General features: G+C 71.7%; 19 protein-coding genes. 13 read left to right on the forward strand and 6 right to left on the reverse strand.

The window, feature by feature from the left end; translation table 11 throughout:
• Positions 1-66: 66 nt before the first annotated feature.
• Positions 67-711, reverse strand: a complete 645-nt coding sequence (locus tag RAN62_RS23640) for a hypothetical protein (RefSeq protein WP_305786913.1) — start codon at positions 709-711, stop codon at positions 67-69.
• A gap of 17 nt (positions 712-728) precedes the next feature.
• Here RAN62_RS23640 and RAN62_RS23645 point away from each other — a divergent pair, with 17 nt between their 5' ends.
• Positions 729-905: a hypothetical protein gene (locus tag RAN62_RS23645; RefSeq protein ID WP_305786914.1), complete on the forward strand. Its 177-nt coding sequence runs from the start codon at positions 729-731 to the stop codon at positions 903-905.
• A gap of 3 nt (positions 906-908) precedes the next feature.
• On the opposite strand, the gene RAN62_RS23650 is transcribed toward RAN62_RS23645, so the two are convergent.
• The 3 genes from RAN62_RS23650 to RAN62_RS23660 form a co-directional block, all read right to left on the reverse strand.
• Positions 909-1910, reverse strand: a complete 1002-nt coding sequence (locus RAN62_RS23650; RefSeq protein ID WP_305786944.1) for an App1 family protein phosphatidate phosphatase — start codon at positions 1908-1910, stop codon at positions 909-911.
• Positions 1911-2047: 137 nt separating this feature from the next.
• Positions 2048-2770 (reverse strand): hypothetical protein, encoded by a 723-nt coding sequence (locus RAN62_RS23655; protein ID WP_305786915.1) that lies wholly within the window; start codon positions 2768-2770, stop codon positions 2048-2050.
• Positions 2771-2914: 144 nt separating this feature from the next.
• Positions 2915-3241 carry a hypothetical protein gene (locus RAN62_RS23660; protein ID WP_305786916.1) on the reverse strand — a complete coding sequence of 109 codons (327 nt, stop codon included), beginning with the start codon at positions 3239-3241 and terminating at the stop codon, positions 2915-2917.
• 163 nt (positions 3242-3404) lie between these two features.
• Here RAN62_RS23660 and RAN62_RS23665 point away from each other — a divergent pair, with 163 nt between their 5' ends.
• The 8 genes from RAN62_RS23665 to RAN62_RS23700 all read left to right on the forward strand — a co-directional run bounded on the left by RAN62_RS23665 (position 3405) and on the right by RAN62_RS23700 (position 13113).
• Positions 3405-4250 carry an NAD-dependent protein deacetylase gene (locus RAN62_RS23665; RefSeq protein WP_305786917.1) on the forward strand — a complete coding sequence of 282 codons (846 nt, stop codon included), beginning with the start codon at positions 3405-3407 and terminating at the stop codon, positions 4248-4250.
• A 444-nt stretch (positions 4251-4694) separates the two neighbouring features.
• Positions 4695-5702, forward strand: coding sequence for a LacI family DNA-binding transcriptional regulator (locus RAN62_RS23670; protein WP_305786918.1), 1008 nt, complete (start codon positions 4695-4697; stop codon positions 5700-5702).
• A gap of 113 nt (positions 5703-5815) precedes the next feature.
• Entirely contained in the window at positions 5816-7498 is a 1683-nt protein-coding gene (locus RAN62_RS23675; protein WP_305786919.1) for an ABC transporter substrate-binding protein, read from the forward strand.
• A 94-nt stretch (positions 7499-7592) separates the two neighbouring features.
• Positions 7593-8681: an ABC transporter ATP-binding protein gene (locus tag RAN62_RS23680; protein WP_305786920.1), complete on the forward strand. Its 1089-nt coding sequence runs from the start codon at positions 7593-7595 to the stop codon at positions 8679-8681.
• The gene (locus tag RAN62_RS23685) at positions 8678-9658 is read left to right on the forward strand and encodes an ABC transporter permease (RefSeq protein WP_305786921.1); all 981 of its coding nucleotides are present in this window, start codon (positions 8678-8680) and stop codon (positions 9656-9658) included. The genes RAN62_RS23680 and RAN62_RS23685 overlap by 4 nt, the downstream gene beginning before the upstream one ends.
• Before the next feature lie 4 nt (positions 9659-9662).
• Positions 9663-10748 carry an ABC transporter permease gene (locus RAN62_RS23690; protein WP_305786922.1) on the forward strand — a complete coding sequence of 362 codons (1086 nt, stop codon included), beginning with the start codon at positions 9663-9665 and terminating at the stop codon, positions 10746-10748.
• Complete coding sequence (locus RAN62_RS23695) at positions 10745-11749, forward strand: ABC transporter ATP-binding protein (protein WP_305786923.1); 1005 nt, start codon at positions 10745-10747, stop codon at positions 11747-11749. Before RAN62_RS23690 ends, RAN62_RS23695 begins: the two co-directional genes overlap by 4 nt.
• Positions 11746-13113, forward strand: coding sequence for a GH1 family beta-glucosidase (locus RAN62_RS23700; protein WP_305786924.1), 1368 nt, complete (start codon positions 11746-11748; stop codon positions 13111-13113). The genes RAN62_RS23695 and RAN62_RS23700 overlap by 4 nt, the downstream gene beginning before the upstream one ends.
• Here RAN62_RS23700 and RAN62_RS23705 read toward each other — a convergent pair.
• The gene (locus RAN62_RS23705) at positions 13085-13936 is read right to left on the reverse strand and encodes a LysR family transcriptional regulator (RefSeq protein ID WP_305786925.1); all 852 of its coding nucleotides are present in this window, start codon (positions 13934-13936) and stop codon (positions 13085-13087) included. The genes RAN62_RS23700 and RAN62_RS23705 overlap by 29 nt on opposite strands.
• Positions 13937-14025: 89 nt before the next feature.
• Between RAN62_RS23705 and RAN62_RS23710 the strand changes: the two genes are divergently transcribed.
• Positions 14026-15009: an NADP-dependent oxidoreductase gene (locus RAN62_RS23710; RefSeq protein ID WP_305786926.1), complete on the forward strand. Its 984-nt coding sequence runs from the start codon at positions 14026-14028 to the stop codon at positions 15007-15009.
• Entirely contained in the window at positions 15006-15371 is a 366-nt protein-coding gene (locus RAN62_RS23715) for a nuclear transport factor 2 family protein (protein WP_305786927.1), read from the forward strand. Before RAN62_RS23710 ends, RAN62_RS23715 begins: the two co-directional genes overlap by 4 nt.
• A gap of 10 nt (positions 15372-15381) precedes the next feature.
• Here RAN62_RS23715 and RAN62_RS23720 read toward each other — a convergent pair whose 3' ends face one another.
• Positions 15382-16638: an ROK family protein gene (locus RAN62_RS23720; RefSeq protein WP_305786928.1), complete on the reverse strand. Its 1257-nt coding sequence runs from the start codon at positions 16636-16638 to the stop codon at positions 15382-15384.
• A 170-nt stretch (positions 16639-16808) separates the two neighbouring features.
• On the opposite strand from RAN62_RS23720, the gene RAN62_RS23725 reads away from it, so the two are divergent.
• Together RAN62_RS23725 and RAN62_RS23730 are read left to right on the forward strand one after the other, a co-directional pair.
• Complete coding sequence (locus RAN62_RS23725) at positions 16809-17630, forward strand: class I SAM-dependent methyltransferase (protein ID WP_305786929.1); 822 nt, start codon at positions 16809-16811, stop codon at positions 17628-17630.
• Between the two features lie 57 nt (positions 17631-17687).
• Entirely contained in the window at positions 17688-17897 is a 210-nt protein-coding gene (locus tag RAN62_RS23730; protein ID WP_305786930.1) for a hypothetical protein, read from the forward strand.
• Positions 17898-17977: the final 80 nt, after the last annotated feature.

The raw sequence follows: 17977 nt of genomic DNA on the forward strand, positions 1-17977 counted from the left end.
TGCGGCACCTTTCCCGGGCCGCCTGCGGCACCTTTCTCCGTGACGCTTGCGGTACCGGCGGCGGGGCTACGGGGTGTGGACGGCGATCTCGGTGCTCAGGCGGTAACCGTCGGCGAGCTCGAGGTCGTCCCCGCTCCAGAAGCGCCCCGGGTCGTACCACCCGTGGCGCCGGCCGCGGGGCAGCAGCCCCATGTCCTCGTACGTGATGGCGACGACCTCGGCGCAGTAGGCCGTCTCCAGCGTCGCGTCGGCCGGGACGCTCTCCTGCCACGGCAGGCGCACCTGCGGCAACCGCCCGCGGGCCCAGCGGAACGCCAGCTGCGCACTCGACGGGAACGGCGTGCCGTCGAGCCGGGCCACTGTCTTCAGCGCCCGGTCCTCCATCTCCTTGGTCGCCGACTGCTCCAGCTGACGCAGCCAGCCTCGCTGGCCGTACCGGTGGGCCCAGACGGTGACCGCGTCGCGCAGGTCGTGCAGCTGCACCCCGCGCTGGAAGGTGCCGGACCACATGTCGGGCAGCGACTTGCCCAGCTCGGCGTGCCACATCAGCGGCGGCATGTCCTCGATGACGATCGACATGCCGACGTGGTTGACCGGGCTGTTGGTCAGGGTCTGGATGGCCCGGTCCGGTCCCGAGCGGCCCCGGAAGATCCAGATGTCGCCGGTCCGCGTGAGTTCGATCGCGTCTTCGAGACTGATGTCGGCAACCACGTGTCTATCCTCGGCTGATGCGTTGGTGGAAGATTGCGGGACTGGCCGGACTGGCGGGAGTGGCCGCCACGGGAGCTGTGCTGGCCCGGCAGGAGCGGAAGCGGCGGGCATACACGCCGGAGGAGATCCGGGAGCGGCTGCACGCGCGGGTCGCCGAGGCCGATCGGGTGGTGCTGCCGATCGACGAGGGCTGAGGCTCAGACAACGTCGGTGTCCCGGAGCAGGGACCACAGGCCGGCGCCGTCCGGTGCGCTGAACCACGTCTTGCCGCCCGAGCCGACCGCCTCCGGGGTGCCCGAGGGCCCCGGGACGGCACCGGCGAGGACAGCCTGCGTGGGCGACAGCCGCCGGATGGCGACGGCCGCGACGTTGTCCGGGTGGGCGTGCGCGAACTCGGAGTAGATCTCCGGGTCGTGCTGGCCGTCGTCGCCGATCAGCAGCCACTTGATGTGCGGGAATTCCGCGGAGAGCCGGGCCAGGGTGTTGCGCTTGTGCTCCTGGCCGCTGCGGAACCAGCGGTCCGGCGTCGGGCCCCAGTCGGTGAGCAGCAGCGGCCCGGCCGGATAGAGCTGCCGGGAGAGGAAGCGGCTCAGGGTCGGCGCGACGTTCCAGGCGCCGGTCGACAGATAGAAGACGGGGGCGCCGGGGTTGGCCGTGACCAGCCGCTCGTAGAGGACGGCCATGCCGGGCACGGCGATGCGCGCGTGCTCGTCGAGGACGAAGGTGTTCCACGCGGCGAGCAGCGGACGCGGCAGGGCGGTGACCATGACCGTGTCGTCGATGTCGCTGATGACGCCGAACTTCTGCGCCGGGTCGACGACGCGGATGGGCGCCTCGACCGGCTGCGCGCCGTCGGTCGTGAGCGTCACCTTGCCCCAGCCGGGCTCGAGCTCGCCGCGGACGCGGGCGTCGACGTAACCGCTCCGGTCGGTGCGGGTCTCGTGGACCTGGTCGCCGATCTGGATGCGTACGGGTGCGTTGTCCACCGGCGACGAGGTGAAGCTGCGCCAGCCGCGTACCTTCTCCAGCCGCTTGGCCGCCTCCTGGCGGCGCGTGAGCACCACCCGGGCCATGACCCGCGCCCACCCGGGGGCGCCGTAGCCGGTGTAGGCCGTGATCACGGGCTGCCAGCCGCGTTGCCGCAGCCGCCGCTCGATGATCTCGTGCACGGCATCCTCGATCCGCGCGGCGCGGTGCATCCGCACGGCGGGGGATCGACCCGCCGGGGTCAATGACACGTCGGCCTCCTGCCAGTGGTCGTCCGGGCCCCTGTGACGGTACCTGTCCTGCTTGTGCCCCGCGCCGCAAGCACCCAACCGTCGATGGACGGGCTCTCTCAGTGCACGGCCACGGGCGTCCTCGCGGGCCGGGCGGCGGGCAGCCCGGCGCGGCGCGGGCCGGCCGGACTGATGTCGCGGCCGGCGGTCATGGTCGCGGCCAGGGCCTCGGCGCGCAGGCTGCGCAGGACGGCGGCGGCCTGCTCGGACTCGTGCCAGGCGGCCCGCTCGCGTTCGACGGCGGCCCGATATCGGTCCTGGCGGTGGTCGCGCACGGCCCAGCGCAGGGCGGCCTCCTGGGCGACCGGGTGCTTGCGGGCGTTCCAGCCGCCGCGGTGCGCGAGGGCCTCGTTGAGCTGCGCGATCGACAGCTCCCGGCGGCGGCACGCGGCGAGGGCGTTGCGGTGCAGGAAGCGTTCCCGGTCGGCGATCTCGGCCCGGGTGCGGCGCTGCTTGAGGACCGGGAAGGCGGCGGCCCGCAGGCACCGCCGGGCCTCGGTCTCCGCGGCGTCGAAGGCGGCCCAGGTCGCGTCGACCTCGGCCTGCGCCTGCTCCCAGGACTCCCGGCTCAGGCGCGCGGTCTCGGCGGCGTTTCGAGCGGCGGCGGCCAGCTGCTCGGCCCGGCCGGCGGCCGCGGGCACGACGGGACGTCCCCGCCGGGGCAAGGGGACCCGGGCCGCCGGCGCCGCCCCCGCGACGGGCCGGCGGGGCAGGGCGAGGGCCGCGATCATGGCGGCGAGGACGAGCAGCAGGGTCATCCAGACAACGGCGACGGTGTCCATCTCGGCTTCTCTCGGTGCGTCGGTCACGCTCGGTGGTGGGTTCGACCGGCCCGGGTACGCACACAGCGCGACGAGCCGCGGCATCGCCCCCGTGGCACGGGGTTTCCGGGCGTGGCGGAGCGACGAAACAGTGCGGAAGAAAGGTCAGGCAGCCGGGGGCGCGCGCCCGGCGACGGTGCGCTGGTCGGCGCCGGAGTGCAGCACCGCGAACTCGCACACGGCTGCCGGCGAGTCGACGGCGGCGACGCTGCCCGAGGCAGGCTCGACGGCCTGGACGGCCGGAGCCTCGCTCACCTCACCCGGCGCCGGGGCGTCCACCACGGTGACGACCGGGGCGGGCTCGGAGACCTCCGGGGCGGGACTCAGCGTGGGCACCGCGAAGGCGAGCGCGATCAGCGCCAGGCCCGTCAGGAACTGCAGCAGTCGCCGCCCGTCCCAGTGACGGGGGTGCAGGCGCGCGACGGTGGCCACGGAGTCAACTTACCCGCAACCGCAGGTCCGTGCACAGAACGCATCGACTGAGTGCTTCGTCCCACTCCTCAGGGTGACTGTTTCCGAGCTGACGGACCGTCACGAGACCACTCCCGACCGCCAGAAAGTGGGTACGGGCGCGAACGTGAGGGACCATGGGGAGGTGGAATCTGTCACGGGCGCCGGCGAGCTGGCCGAGTGGATCACCGACGGCGGCGTGGTGGTGCTCAGCGGCGCCGGGCTGTCGACCGAGTCGGGCATCCCCGACTACCGGGGGCCGTCCGGGCTGGCGCGGCGGGCGACGCCGATGACCTATCAGGCCTTCACCCGCGATCCCGACGCCCGGCAGCGCTACTGGGCGCGCAGTCACCTCGGGTGGCGCACGATCGGCGACGCCCGGCCCAACGACGGGCACCGGGCCGTCGCGCGGCTGCAGGAGCTCGGCCGCCTCGACGGCATCATCACGCAGAACGTCGACGGCCTGCACCAGGCCGCGGGCGCGCACGGCGTGGTCGAGCTGCACGGCAACCTCTCCTGGATCATCTGCCTGGACTGCGGCGACCGCAGGCCCCGAGCCGAGCACTCCGCCCGCCTCGACGCCGCCAACCCCGGCTTCGGCGCCCGCATCTCGGCCGTCAACCCCGACGGCGACGTGGAGATCGACGACGCGGAGCTGACCGGCTTCACAGTCGTCGACTGCACCGCGTGCGGGGGCATGCTGAAGCCCGACGTCGTCTACTTCGGCGAGACCGTCCCGGCGCCCCGCGTGAGCCGGAGCTTCGAGCTCGTCGCCGGCGCGCGCACCCTGCTGGTGCTGGGGTCCTCCCTGACGGTCATGTCGGGCCGCCGCTTCGTGCTGCGGGCCGCGAAGGACGGCATCCGGGTGGCAATCGTCAACCAGGGCGTGACGCGCGGCCATCCGTACGCGGGCCTGGTCGTCGACGCCCCCCTCGGCCAAGTGCTGCCCACCCTCGTCCGCCACGTCGAAGGCGTCCCCCTGCCCAGCTGACCACGAACCCGGCCGCGGCACAACGAAGGGCGCGCCGATCAGCAGGCCCGCGCGGGAGACCCGGACGCCCGAACGGCTTCCGTACGGCCTGAGCGACCTCTGCGCGCCCGTGACGCGTGCTACGCGCGGGATGCGGGCCACGGGGATGCGGGCGATCGCTCGGCCAGGAGCAGCACCCCGTCGGCCAGGGGGCGGCGGCTGCCGTCGCCGGGTCACGAGATCATCACGGAGTCCGGGGAGACTCTTGCCCGCTTGTGGGCACATTGACCAGCATTTGTGAAGTGTCTTAAACGATTCAGGCTGCCCGCGGTTACCCAGCCGAAACCTAAATAAAGACGCCGACGCGTTGACGTGACCGGGGTCACCGGAGTTAACTGCCGGAACCGCTCCCGAAACCGGTTCCGAAACTGCGGTGTTACCGCGTTGACACAAGTCGGAGGACCAGTGCCGATCACCATCGCCGATGTCGCGGCCCGGGCCAAGGTCAGCAAGACCACGGTCTCCCGGGTCCTGAACGGCAAGGGTGAGCTGGACGAGTCCACCGCCGCCCGGGTCCGCGCGGTCATCGAGGAACTCGGCTACGTGCCCAGCTCGCGGGCCGTCGGGCTGGCCCGGGGCCGGACCCGGGTCGTGGGCATGCTGGTCCCCTCGCTCACCTGGCCGTGGATCGGCGAGGTACTGCAGGGGGCGGTCGACGTCCTGGAGACCGAGCGCTACGGGCTGCTGCTGTTCACCTGCAACCGCGGCGAGGAGTCGATGCGCCAGTTCGGGGCGCAGGTCAACGCGAAGAGCTTCGACGGCCTGCTGGTCATCGAGCCCGAGGGGACGCTCGACTACATCGCCGGGCTGCACGCCCGCGGGCTGCCGGTGGTGCTGATCGACGACCGCGACCACCAGCCCGGGCAGATCCCGAGCGTGGGCACCACCAATTACACCGGCGCCGGGTCGGCCGCGCGGCACCTGCTCGCCATCGACCGGCACAAGCCGCTGGTGATCGCCGGGCCGGACCGGTTCGGCTGCACGGTGCAGCGGCTGGAGGGCTTCGCCAAGGAGTACGCCGAGGCGGGCCACCCGATCCCGCGCGAGCGCGTGCTGCCGGGCGACTTCACCATCGCGTGCGGCTTCGAGGGCGTGAACGCGGCGCTCGCGGCCGGCGTGGAGTTCGACTCGATCTTCGCCCACAACGACCTGACGGCCACCGGGGCCATGCAGGCCGTGCTCGACAGCGGTCGGCGCGTGCCCCAGGACGTCGCGGTGGTCGGCTTCGACGACATCCCGCTCGCGGCGCACACCACACCGCCGCTGACGACCGTGCACCAGCCGCTGCGCGAGATGGGCGAGGCGGCGGCCCGGACGCTGCTCGCCCACTTCGAAGGCTCGCCCCTGCCCAACCGACCGACCGTCATCCCCGCCACGTTCACCGTCCGCGGCTCCTCGGCCGCCCCCTCATAACCCCTCACGGACCATCAGGCGGGTCGCGCGAGTGACCGGCCGTCCCGCCCTGCGCGCAAGAACAGGGCACCCCCTCTCACCCCTCACCACACACCCCCTTCCAGGAGTCAGAGATGCAGAGAAGGAAACTGTTCGCGGTCGCCCTGGCGGGCGTGCTCGCCACGGGCGGGCTGGCCGCCTGCGGCGACTCGCCGAACTCGGGCAACAAGAACGCGGCCGGCGCCAAGAACTACCTCACCATCGGCATGCCGAACGGCCCGCAGACCGAGAACCACAACCCCTTCCTCACCACCTCGGCCGCCGCGTCGATCGGCTGGCGCTGGGCGCTCTACGAGCCGCTCATGATGTGGAACCCGGTCAAGCCGGCCGACCCCTACAAGCCGTGGCTGGCCACCGGCGCGGAGTGGAGCCCGGACTTCAAGAAGGTCACCGTGACCGTCCGCGACGGCGCGACCTGGTCCGACGGCAAGCCCGTCACCGGCGACGACGTGGCGTTCACGTGGAACCTGCTCAAGAAGTTCGAGGCGCTCAACCTCGCGGCCATCCCGTACGGCGACATCTCCGCCAGCGGCAACACGGTGACCGCGACGTTCACCCGCTCGATGTTCGTCTACAAGGACGCGTGGCTGGGCCAGACCCCGATGGTGCCCAAGCACCTGTGGGAGGGCATCAAGGACCCGACCACCGACACGGTGAAGAACCCGGTCGGCTCGGGCCCGTACACGCTGAAGTCCTTCACCCCGCAGACCACCACGCTGACCGTGCGCGAGTCGGGCTACTGGCAGGACCTGCCCCAGGTCAAGGAGCTGCGCTACACGTCCTACACGGACAACAACGCGCAGACCACGGCGCTGGCCGACGGCTCCAACGAGTGGAGCTTCGTCTTCATCCCGAACTACAAGCAGGTGTTCCTGGACAAGGACCCCGCGCACTACAAGGTGTGGGCGCCGCCGGTCCTCGGCATCCACGGCCTCTACATCAACACCACGAAGGCGCCCTTCAACGACCCGAAGCTCCGCCAGGCGATGAGCATGGTCGTGAACCGGGAGGACATCTTCAACCAGGCCGAGGCGGGCTACTTCCACCCGGTCGTCAACAGCGTGACGGGTCTGCCGTCGCCGGCCGGTGACGCCTACGTCACCGAGGCGTACAAGGGCAAGAACCAGGCCGTCGACGTGGCCGGCGCCAAGGCGCTGCTGCAGAGCGCGGGCTACAAGCTCAACGGCACCACGCTGAGCGACCCGAGCGGCAAGCCGGTCACCCTGACGCTGACCGACCCCAGCGGCTGGTCCGACTACCAGACCTCGCTCGAGATCGTGAAGAGCAACCTCGCCGAGATCGGCATCGTGGCCAAGGTCGACAAGGCCAACCAGGACGCGTGGTTCCGCAACGTGGAGGAGGGCAAGTTCGACGCCACCTTCCGCTGGACCAACGGCGGCTCGACGCCGTGGAACCTCTACCAGACGGTGATGGACGGCAAGCTGCTCAAGCCGATCGGCACCGCCTCCCCGGGTGGCAACTTCGGCCGCTTCGACAGCCCTGAGGCGACCAAGGCGCTCGAGGACTACGCGAACGCCGCCGACGACGCCGCGCGGACCACGGCGCTGGCGACGATCCAGAAGGTCTTCGTCGAGCAGGTCCCGATGATCCCGGTCGGCGCGGACAACGTCGGCATGGCCTACAGCACGAAGAACTGGGTCGGCTGGCCCGACGACACCAACCCCTACGGGGCCGGCCAGCCCACGCAGGCCAACGCGCTCGACGTGATCCTGCACCTCAAGCCCGCCAACTCCTGACCCGCTCCGCCGTCCCTCTCCCCCCGCGATCGGGAGAGGGACGGCGGTCGGCGTTTCCTGCACAAGGAAGCGTTTCCTCCGAGAAGGAACTGACATGACGTCGATTCCCGAGGCCCCGGCCGCGGCCGGCGAGGTGGTGCTCGAGGCGACCGGCCTGACCAAGCACTTCCCCGTCCGCCGCTCGCTGCGCGACCTCTTCAAGCGTACGAACGACGCGGTGCACGCCGTCGACGACGTGCACCTCACGCTGCGGCGCGGACAGGTCGTCGCCCTGGTCGGCGAGTCCGGCTCCGGCAAGTCCACGGTGGCGCGCCTGCTGGCGCAGCTCTACCCGCGGACGGACGGCGACATCGCCCTGCACGGCACGAGCACGCGGGTGAAGGGTGGCCGGGAGTTCCGGGCGTACGCCCGCCGGGTCCAGATGATCTTCCAGGACCCGTTCGCGTCGCTGAACCCCGTGCACACCATCCGCTATCACCTGACCCGGTCGCTGAAGATCCACGGCAACGCCGGGAGCAGCGCCGAGGACCTCGAGAACGCGCTGACCGACCTGCTCACCCGGGTCAGCCTGACCCCGCCGGAGCGCTACCTCGACAAGTTCCCGCACGAGCTCTCCGGCGGCCAGCGGCAGCGCGTCGCGATCGCCCGGGCGCTCGGCGCGAACCCCGAGGCGCTGCTGGCCGACGAGCCGGTGTCCATGCTGGACGTCTCGATCCGGCTCGGCGTGCTGAACCTGCTGCGCGACCTCAAGGAACGGCTGAACCTCGCGATCCTCTACATCACCCACGACATCGCGTCGGCCCGCTATTTCGCCGACGAGACCCTGGTGATGTACGCCGGCCGGATGGTCGAGGGCGGCGACAGCGAGACGGTCACCCAGTCGCCCGCCCACCCGTACACCCGGCTGTTGATCGAGTCCGCGCCGGACCCGGACCGGATCGCGGCCATGACCGCCGACGAGGGTGATCGGGGCGACGGCGAGCCGCCGAGCCTGATCCGCCCGCCCGCGGGCTGCCGCTTCCACCCGCGCTGCCCGGCGGCGATGGAACGCTGCACGACCGACCTGCCCGTACGCATCGAGATCGGTGACGGTCCGGGGCACTGGGCGGCGTGCTGGCTCTACGACGAGGCGACCGTGGCATCGAGCCCCCAGGTCGCGCCGGGGACGGAGGTGGTCCGGTGAAGTACCTGATCCAGCGGATCCTCTTCTACGTCTTCACGGCGTGGGCGGCGATCACGCTCAACTTCTTCATCCCCCGGATGATCCCCGGCGACCCGGTCAAGGCGCTGCTGTCCCGCTTCCAGGGCCAGATGAGCTCCGACGCGATCGAGTCGCTCTACATCCTCTTCGGGCTGGACAAGGACAAGAGCCTCTGGCAGCAGTACCTGGACTACTGGGTGCAGCTGTTCCACGGCGACCTCGGGCTGTCCTTCACCGCCTTCCCGTCCCCGGTCTCCGAGGTCATCTCCGACGCGCTGCCCTGGACGCTGGGCCTGGTCGGCGTCACCACGATCATCAGCTTCTTCCTGGGTACGGGGCTCGGCGTGCTCGCCGGCTGGCGGCGCGGCTCGTGGGTCGACGGCCTGCTGCCGGCCACCACGTTCCTGTCCTCAGTCCCGTACTTCTGGCTGGGTCTGCTCGCGATCTTCCTGCTCGCCGGGCCGGACAGCTTCTTCCCGTCCAGCGGCGGCTACGAGCCGGGGCTGGTGCCGGCGTGGGACCAGTACTTCATCCCGAGCGCCCTGCAGCACAGCCTCCTGCCCGCGCTGACGATCCTCATCTCGTCGGTGAGCGGCTGGATCCTCAGCATGCGCAACATGATGGTGACCGTGTCGGCCGAGGACTACATCACCGTCGCGCACGCCAAGGGCCTGTCCGACCGGCGCGTGGCCCTGAGCTACGCGGCCCGCAACGCGTTGCTGCCCAACGTCTCCGGCTTCGCGCTGTCGCTGGGCTTCATCGTCGGCGGCACGCTGCTGGTGGAGATCGTGTTCTCGTACCCGGGGCTGGGCTTCCTGCTCTTCCGGGCGGTCACCGCCAAGGACTATCCGCTGATGCAGGGCATCTTCCTCGTCATCACGATCTCGGTGCTGGTGGCGAACCTGATCGCGGACATCGCGTACCTGCTGCTCGACCCGCGCACCCGCAAGGAGGGCTGAGACGATGACCATTCCCACCTCCAGCGTCGAGCAGGTCATCCCCGGCCAGGGCGCGATGGCCCAGCCGGACCCGGCCCGGCCGGCGAAGGCGAAGCGGCAGCGGTTCCGGTTCATCGCCAACAAGAAGGCGTTCACCGGCGTCGTCGTGCTCGGCCTCTACATCCTCTTCGCGATCATCGGGCCCTGGGTCGCCCCGTACGATCCCGATGCCCGCAGCGAGGACCTCGTGCAGCCCCCGTCGGGCGCGCACTGGCTCGGCACCACGCATCTCGGGCAGGACGTGCTCAGCCAGATTTTGGACGGCACCCGGACGGTCATGGTCGTCGGTCTCGCCGCCGGCGCCATGGCGACGATCCTGTCCGTGCTCATCGGCGTCACCGCCGGCTATCTGGGCGGCGGCTGGGACGACAGCCTGTCCGCCCTGTCCAACGTCTTCCTGGTCATCCCGGCCCTGCCGCTGATCATCATCGTGACGGCGGCGGCCCCGAGCGGCGGCGCGGTCCTGGTCGCGCTGATCATCGGCTTCACGTCGTGGGCCTGGAACGCCCGGGTGCTGCGGGCGCAGACGCTGTCGCTGCGCCGGCGCGACTACATCGAGGCGTCGCGGGCCAACGGCGAGAAGACCTGGCGGATCATCCTCTTCGAGATCCTGCCCAACCTCACGGCGATCATCGCGTCGGGCTTCGTCGGCACGGTCATCTTCGCCGTCACGTCCGAGATCACGCTGGCCTTCATCGGCATCGGTGCGGACTCCGGCTGGAACTGGGGCACGATCCTCTTCTGGGCGCAGAGCCAGCAGGCGCTGGCCCAGGGCGCGTGGTGGTGGTTCGTGCCGGCCGGTCTCGCGATCGCGTTCCTCGGCACGGCCCTGTCGCTGATCAACTTCGGCATCGACGAGTTCGTCAGCCCGCGCCTGCGGAGCGCGGGCAAGACCAAGGTCAAGACCGCTTCCGGGCGTACGGTCCGCATGCGCGTCGGTTTCACGCCGGTCCTGAGCAACTCGTCCGCGCCGCACACCCACGCCAAGCCGATCCCCGCCGTCACCACGGCCGCGGCGACCCCGGTGCTGAAGAAGGAGGGCTCGCAGTGACAGGCGACCCGATCCTCGAGATCAAGAACTTGAACGTGGACTACGGCCTGGGCGACCAGGCGGTGCACGCCGTCCGTGACGTCAACCTGACGCTGCACCGCGGCGAGGTCCTCGGCCTGGCCGGCGAGTCCGGTTCGGGCAAGTCCACCCTCGCGTACGGCCTCACCCGGCTGCTCGCCCCGCCGGGGGTCATCAGCGGCGGCGAGGTCATCTACCACTCCCCCGACCACGGCACCTACGACGTGCTCGGGCTGGACGACAAGGGGCTCCGGGACTTCCGGTGGGCCGAGACCGCGATCGTGTTCCAGGGCGCGATGAACTCGCTCAACCCCGTGCACAAGATCTCGACGCAGCTCACCGACGTGCTCGAGGCGCACGAGCCGAAGATGTCGGCGCACGCCCGCAACGCCCGGGCCCGCGAGATGCTCAAGCTCGTCGGGATCGCGGCCGACCGGATGGACGCGTACCCCCATCAGTTGTCCGGCGGCATGCGGCAGCGCGTGATGATCGGCATGGCGCTCATCCTGCAGCCGCAGGTGGTCATCATGGACGAGCCGACCACCGCGCTCGACGTGGTCATGCAGCGGCAGATCCTGGGCCAGCTCATCGAGCTGCGCGAGCGGCTGGGCTTCTCGGTCATCTTCATCACGCACGACCTGTCGCTGCTGGTGGAGTTCTCCGACCGGATCGCCATCATGTACGGCGGCCGGATCGTGGAGGAGGCGCCGGCCGGGGCGCTCTACAAGGACTCGCTGCACCCCTACAGCGCCGGGCTGCTGGGCTCCTTCCCCGCCCTGCGCGGGCCGCGGCGCGAGCTGACGGGCATCCCGGGCTCGCCGCCCGACCTCAAGGGCATGCCGACCGGCTGCTCGTTCCACCCGCGCTGTCCCAAGGTGTTCGACCCGTGCGCGGACAACATCCCGGTGCTCGGGCCGCCGTCGACGCCGGACGGCTCCACGCGTACGGTCGCCTGCTGGCTGCACCCGGTGGTGACCGCGTGACGGCGGCTTTCCCGCCCGGGTTCCAGTGGGGCGTGGCGACGTCGGCGTACCAGATCGAGGGCGCCGTGGCCGAGGACGGCCGGACACCGTCCATCTGGGACACGTTCAGCCGGGTGCCGGGCGCGATCGACGGCGGGGACCACGGGGACGTCGCCTGCGACCACTACCACCGGATGCCCGCCGACGTGGCGCTGATCAAGAGCCTGGGCGTGGACACGTACCGGTTCTCGGTCTCCTGGCCGCGCGTGCAGCCGGGCGGGCGGGGCCCGGTCAATCCGGAGGGCCTGGCCTTCTACGACCGGCTGACCGACGAGCTGCTGGGCGCCGGGCTCAACCCGTGGGTGACGCTCTACCACTGGGACCTGCCGCAGGAGCTCGAGGACGCGGGCGGCTGGCCGGCGCGGGACACCGCCTACCGGTTCGCCGACTACGCGATGCTCGTCTTCGACAAGCTCAGCGACCGGGTCGACGCGTGGACGACGCTCAACGAGCCGTGGTGCTCGGCCTGGCTGGGCTACTACGAGGGCGTGCACGCCCCGGGCCGGCGGGACTTCGGCGACGCCATCGCCGCGATCCACCACCTGCTGCTCGGGCACGGGCTCGCGACCCAGCGGATGCGGGCGGCGGCGACCCGGGACCACACGTTCGGGATCACGCTCAACATGGGCCAGGCCGACCCGGCCACCGACTCACCGCTGGACGTGGCGGCGGCGCGGCGGGCGGACGGGATGGGCACGCGCGTCTATCTCGATCCGCTGCACAAGGGGTCGTACCCGTCGGACGTGGTCGCGGATCTCGCCGCGCGCGGCACGTCGCTGCCGATCCAGGACGGCGATCTGGAGATCATCTCGACGCCGCTCGACGTGCTCGGGGTGAACTTCTACTTCGGGCAGGACTTCAGCGGATCGTCCCCCGGCGGTTCCGCGATCGACGCGGACGGCCACCCGGTCGTGCGGGAGGTGCCCATCGACGCCCCGAAGACGGCGATGGGCTGGCCGGTCACGCCTGACCGCTTCACCAAGCTGCTGGTCCGGCTGCACCGGGACTATCCCGGGCTGCCGCTGGTGGTCACGGAGAACGGCGCCGCCTTCGACGACCCGCCCGTGGTGGACGGGTCGGTGGCCGACCTCGACCGGCTGGACTACCTGCGCACGCACATCGCCGCCGTGGCGGACGCCCGCGCGCAGGGGGCCGACATCCGCGGCTACTTCGCGTGGTCGCTGATGGACAACTTCGAGTGGGCGTACGGGTACGCGAAGCGCTTCGGCATCGTGCACGTCGACTACGAGACGCAGGTGCGGACCCTCAAGCAGTCGGCCCTGTGGTACCGGGACCTCATCGCGCGGTCGCGCCTCGCCGACTGAGCTTTTCCCGGGCGATCCCGCGGAACTCCCGGATCAGGGGGTTGGGGTCGCCCGGCCGGCTCACCGCGACGACGGTGCTGGCGGGCGCGTCCGTGATCGGGACCGTCACCAGGTCGGGCCGGAGCGTGCTGCGCCGGTCCCCGCTCGGCACCACCGCGATCGCCTTGCCGCTCGCGACGAGCTCGAGCTTGTCCGCATGGCCCTCGACCGGCCGGGGATCCGGACCCAGCAACTGGTACGCACTCCACCCGCCCGCGGTCAGTGAGCACGGGTAGGGCTGCTCGTCCGCGAAGTCCTCCGTGCGCACCGACGCCCGGCCCGCGAGCCGGTGGCCGGCCGGCACGACGAGCATGCGCGGCTCCTCGTAGAGCACCTGCTCCTCGGCTTCGACGGGCACTGGTGACCGGGCGACCAGGACGTCGACATCCTTGATGGCGCCGCAGACCATGTGGCGGGTGGTGATGTCGGCGTCCGGGTGGCGGCGGCGCAGCTCCTGCACGGCGGGCGTCACGATCAGGTCCTCGACGTAGCCGACGGTGAGCCGGCCCGCCGAGGTGTGCGCGCGGGCGACGCTCGTGGCGCGGCGGGCGGCCCGGAGCAGGTCGTGCGCCTCGGGCAGGAACGCCTTGCCGGCCTCGGTGAGCTGATTGCCCCACGGGGTGCGGTCGAGCAGGCGCACGCCGAGCCGCTCCTCGAGCCGCTGGATCTGCCGGCTCAGCGAGGGCTGGGCGAGGTGCAGCTCGGCGGCGGCGCGGCCGAAGTTGAGGTGCTCCGCGACGACGGTGAAGTAGCGCACCAGCCGCAGGTCGAGATCGTCGTCCACCCGTCGAACGTACCCCCATGCGGTTCCGGTATCGGCCCATGAGAACCAGGTCTTGGACAGCTCGATCACCGCGGGGCTTGACTCGGGGCATGAAAGCGATCCGTTTGCACGAGCAGGGTGACCCTTCGGTACTGCGCTACGAGGAGGTGCCCGTCCCCACGCCGGGGCCGGGTGAGGTGCTGATCCGGGTGCACGCGGCGGGGATCAACCCGCCGGACTGGTACATGCGGGGCGGGCTGTCGTCGATGCCGGGCGAGACGACGTCGACGTTCCGGTTGCCGGCCATTCCGGGTACGGACATTTCGGGCGTCGTCGCGTCTCCGGCCGACGGTTTCCCGGTTGACGCCGAGGTGTTCGGGATGGTGCGGTTCCCGAGCTTCCACGGCGGGGGTTACGCCGAATACATCACCGCGCCCGTCTCGGATCTCGCCCGCAAGCCGGCCGGCCTCTCGCACGTCCAGGCCGCCGGGGTACCGATGGCGGCCCTGACCGCGTGGCAGTTCCTGATCGAGGTCGGGCACGACGAGCCCAACCCCTTCCAGCCCTTCCCGCATCGGCCGGTGCCGCTCGGCCCGGGGATGACGGTACTGGTCAACGGGGCCGCGGGCGGGGTCGGGCACTTCGCGGTGCAGCTCGCCGCGGCCGCCGGGGCCCGGGTCGTCGCGGTGGCTTCCGGCCGGCACGAGTCCTTCGTACGCTCGCTGGGCGCCTCCTCCTTCGTCGACTACACCAAGGAGGATCCCGGTGATGTCGTCCGGGATGTCGACGTGGTGCTCGACACCGTCGGCGGGCCCGCGGCCGGGCGGCTGCTGCGCACAGTTCGTCAAGGCGGCGCGGTGTTCCCGGTGTTTCCCGGCGAGTACGACGCCGCCGCCGTTGCGGAGCGCAACGTGGTGATCTCGGGCACGCAGGTGCGGTCGAGCGGCGCGCAGCTCGCGGAGCTGGGCCGGATGCTGGACGCGGGCACGCTGGTGGTGGGCATCGACAGCACGTTCCTGCTGGCGGAGGCGGCTGCGGCGCACGAGCGGGCCGCCCGGGGACACCTCCAGGGCAAGATCGTGCTGACGGTATGAACACCCTTTTCCGGTACGCGGCGGCGCTCGACGAGCGCGACCCGGCGGCCTTGGCGGAGGTGCTCACCGAAGACGCCACGTGGACGTTCAAGTCCGGCGGCGAGACCGTCGCCGGGCCGGTCGTGGGGCGGTCGGCGATCCTCGACTTCGTGCGGGCGGCGAAGCCCGGCGGTCAGCAGCGGCACCACCTGACGAATGTCGTCGTGGACGGCGGCACAGTGCGGGCGTACCTGCTGCTGACCTCGACCGCCGGCGGGCGGGCGGCGGTGGTCAATACCGGGCGGTGCACGTTCGGGCTCCGGGCGGCGGGCGACGAGTGGCGGATCGCGTCGCTGGTCGTCGAGTTCGACGGTCCGATGTAACGACCGCGCGTCAGGTTCTCGACTTCGAGAGGGCGCGGCGGTGGGCGGCCCGGGAGAGAGGGGCCGGGCCGGCGGTCGCGGGGAGGCCGCCGTCGGTGAGAAGGCGGGCGATGGGCAGGGTGGCGGCACCCATCGCGACGGCCTCGGGGCCGAGCTGGCAGAGGTCGATGCGGGTGCCGGCGTACGGGTGGCGGAGCGCGTTGCGGGCGGCGGCGTCACGAATGTCGGGAAGAAAGCGCTCTCCCAGCGCCGACCCCGCGGAGCCGCCGAGCACGATGCGCTCCGGCGAGAAGAGGTTGACCAGGTTGGCGATGCCGGCGCCCAGGTAGCCGACCGTCTGCCGGATCACCTCGGCGACCTCCGGGGCGAGCGTGCCGTCCGCCGCCAGCGCCCGGTCGAGCAGCTCCGGCGCCGGCTCCTCCCCCGTCGCCGCGGCCAGGCGGGCGATGACCGTGCGCGACCCGATGTACGCCTCGAGGCAGCCGCGGGCGCCGCAGCGGCACAGCTCCCCGTCGTACACGATGGTGGTGTGGCCCCACTCGCCCGCGTTGCTGTTGGCGCCGCGGTAGCTGCGGCCGTCCATGACCACGGCGGCGCCGACGCCCGTACCGATCATGATGATGACGGCGTCCCGGGCCCCGCGCCCGGCGCCGAACCACATCTCGGCCTGGCCCGCCGCCTTGGCCCCGTTCTCGACGAAGATCTCCACGCTCGTCCCGGCGCTCAGCAGCTCGCCCAGCGGCACCGCGTCCCAGCCGGTCGTCTGCGAATGCACGACCGCGCCGCCCGCGCCCTGGTCGACGACCCCGGGCACCCCGACGCCGTAGCCCAGCACCTCGGACAGCTCGACCCCGGCCTCGGCGACGACCGCGGTGAGCCCCTCGAGCAGCCGATCGGCGACCGTACGCGGATCGGGGTCCCCGGCCGGCAACTGGTAGCGCACGAAACCGAGCCGGGACATCGCCAGGTCGTACAGCTCCACGGTCACCCGGGTCTCGCCGACGTCCGCCCCGGCGACGTACCCGTATCCGGGCGCGACCCGCAGCAGCGCCCGCGGCCGGCCGCCGTCCGAGCCGACCAGGCCGGCCTCCTCGACCAGGCCCTCGTCGATCATCTCGCCGATGAGGTTGCTGACGCTCGCCTGGCTGAGCGCGGTCGACTCCCCGAGCTGCTGCCGGCTCTGCCGCCCGCCGTGGAAGAGATCCGTGAGCAGACTGGCCCGGTTGGCGCGGCGGACGTCCCGCACCGTCGTACGCCTGGTCTCCAAGCCGCACCCGCCTTCCGATCCACCGCCGTCGACCTGCCCATCTAACGCCATGCACGCTCACGGGTGCGGAACGGGGCCTTCGGCGGGGGTCCTGGCCGTTGCTTCCGGTCTTTTGGGTTCCGGGCTTTTTTCGGTTCCGGGCGGCCTGGGCGGCGGGTTACCGTCCCGGCGTGGACGACTACCGCACGATCAACCGGGCCAACTGGGACGAGCGCGCCCCGGCCCACGCCGCCTCCGCGGGCTACAACCTCGCGGCCTACGCCGATCCGGTGCACCTGAGCGACACCGTGACCTTCGACCGCCCGCGGCTCGGCGACCTCACCGGCCTGCGCGGCGTGCACCTGCAATGCCACATCGGTACGGACACCCTCTCCCTGTCCCGCCTCGGCGCCACCATGACCGGCCTCGACTTCTCGCCGGCCTCCCTCGACCAGGCCCGCCGCCTCGCCGCGGCGGCCGGGGCGGCGATCCCGTTCGTGGAGGCCGACGTCTACGACGCGGTCGAGGTGCTGGGTGCGGGCGGGTTCGACCTCGTCTACACGGGGATCGGCGCGCTGGGCTGGCTGCCGGACGTGCGCCGGTGGGCTCGTACGGTGGCGGGGCTGCTGCGGCCGGGCGGCCGGCTCTTCATCCGGGAGGGGCACCCCGTGCTGTGGTCGCTGCAGGACGGGCGGCCGGACTCGCTGGTGTGCCTCGAGTACCCGTACTTCGAGCACGAGGAGCCGCAGGTCTGGGACGAGGACGGCACGTACGTCGACACCGACGCGACCTTCACGCACACCGTCACGCACGAGTGGAACCACGGGCTGGGCGAGATCGTGACGGCCGTCCTGGACGCCGGGCTGACCCTCACGGGTCTCGTCGAGCACGACTCCGTCCCCTGGGAAGCGCTTCCCGGCCAGATGACGCTGCTGCCCGGCGGCGAATGGCAACTCACCGACCGGCCCGGGCGGCTGCCGCACACGTACACGTTGCAGGCGAAGCTCGTTTAGAGATCGAACGGTACGGGGTATCTCGCGGCCAGTTCCCCACCTGCTAAGGAGCCCCCGATGCGCGCAGGATCCATAGGCGGAGTAATCGTCATCATCTGGCTGGTGCTCGGCGCCGTGGCCGCGTTCGAGCGCGGCTACTTCAAGGACACGGGCGACGCCAGCTGCGCCGAGGCCGGCACGGTCATCGTGACGGTGGTCGCCGGCCCGCTCAACTGGATGGGCGTCAATCCCAAGATCACGTGTGACATCCCCGAGCCGTCCAAGTAAGCCCCACCCCCGCTCCACCCCCCGCGGGGGGGGGCCCCCCCCCCCCCCGGCCCCCCGGGGGCCCCCCCCCCCCCCCGACC

The sequence above is a fragment of the Symbioplanes lichenis genome (assembly GCF_030709675.1).
GTDB lineage: Bacteria > Actinomycetota > Actinomycetes > Mycobacteriales > Micromonosporaceae > Actinoplanes > Actinoplanes lichenis.

What these genes read in the sequence shown, in the direction of transcription:
- RAN62_RS23645 (WP_305786914.1), top strand. Translation starts at nt 729, where the DNA reads ATGCGTTGGTGGAAGATTGCGGGACTGGCCGGACTGGCGGGAGTGGCC.
- RAN62_RS23650 (WP_305786944.1), bottom strand. Translation starts at nt 1,910, where the DNA reads ATGCACCGCGCCGCGCGGATCGAGGATGCCGTGCACGAGATCATCGAG.
- RAN62_RS23655 (WP_305786915.1), bottom strand. Translation starts at nt 2,770, where the DNA reads ATGGACACCGTCGCCGTTGTCTGGATGACCCTGCTGCTCGTCCTCGCC.
- RAN62_RS23675 (WP_305786919.1), top strand. Translation starts at nt 5,816, where the DNA reads ATGCAGAGAAGGAAACTGTTCGCGGTCGCCCTGGCGGGCGTGCTCGCC.
- RAN62_RS23680 (WP_305786920.1), top strand. Translation starts at nt 7,593, where the DNA reads ATGACGTCGATTCCCGAGGCCCCGGCCGCGGCCGGCGAGGTGGTGCTC.
- RAN62_RS23690 (WP_305786922.1), top strand. Translation starts at nt 9,663, where the DNA reads ATGACCATTCCCACCTCCAGCGTCGAGCAGGTCATCCCCGGCCAGGGC.
- RAN62_RS23710 (WP_305786926.1), top strand. Translation starts at nt 14,026, where the DNA reads ATGAAAGCGATCCGTTTGCACGAGCAGGGTGACCCTTCGGTACTGCGC.
- RAN62_RS23715 (WP_305786927.1), top strand. Translation starts at nt 15,006, where the DNA reads ATGAACACCCTTTTCCGGTACGCGGCGGCGCTCGACGAGCGCGACCCG.
- RAN62_RS23730 (WP_305786930.1), top strand. Translation starts at nt 17,688, where the DNA reads ATGCGCGCAGGATCCATAGGCGGAGTAATCGTCATCATCTGGCTGGTG.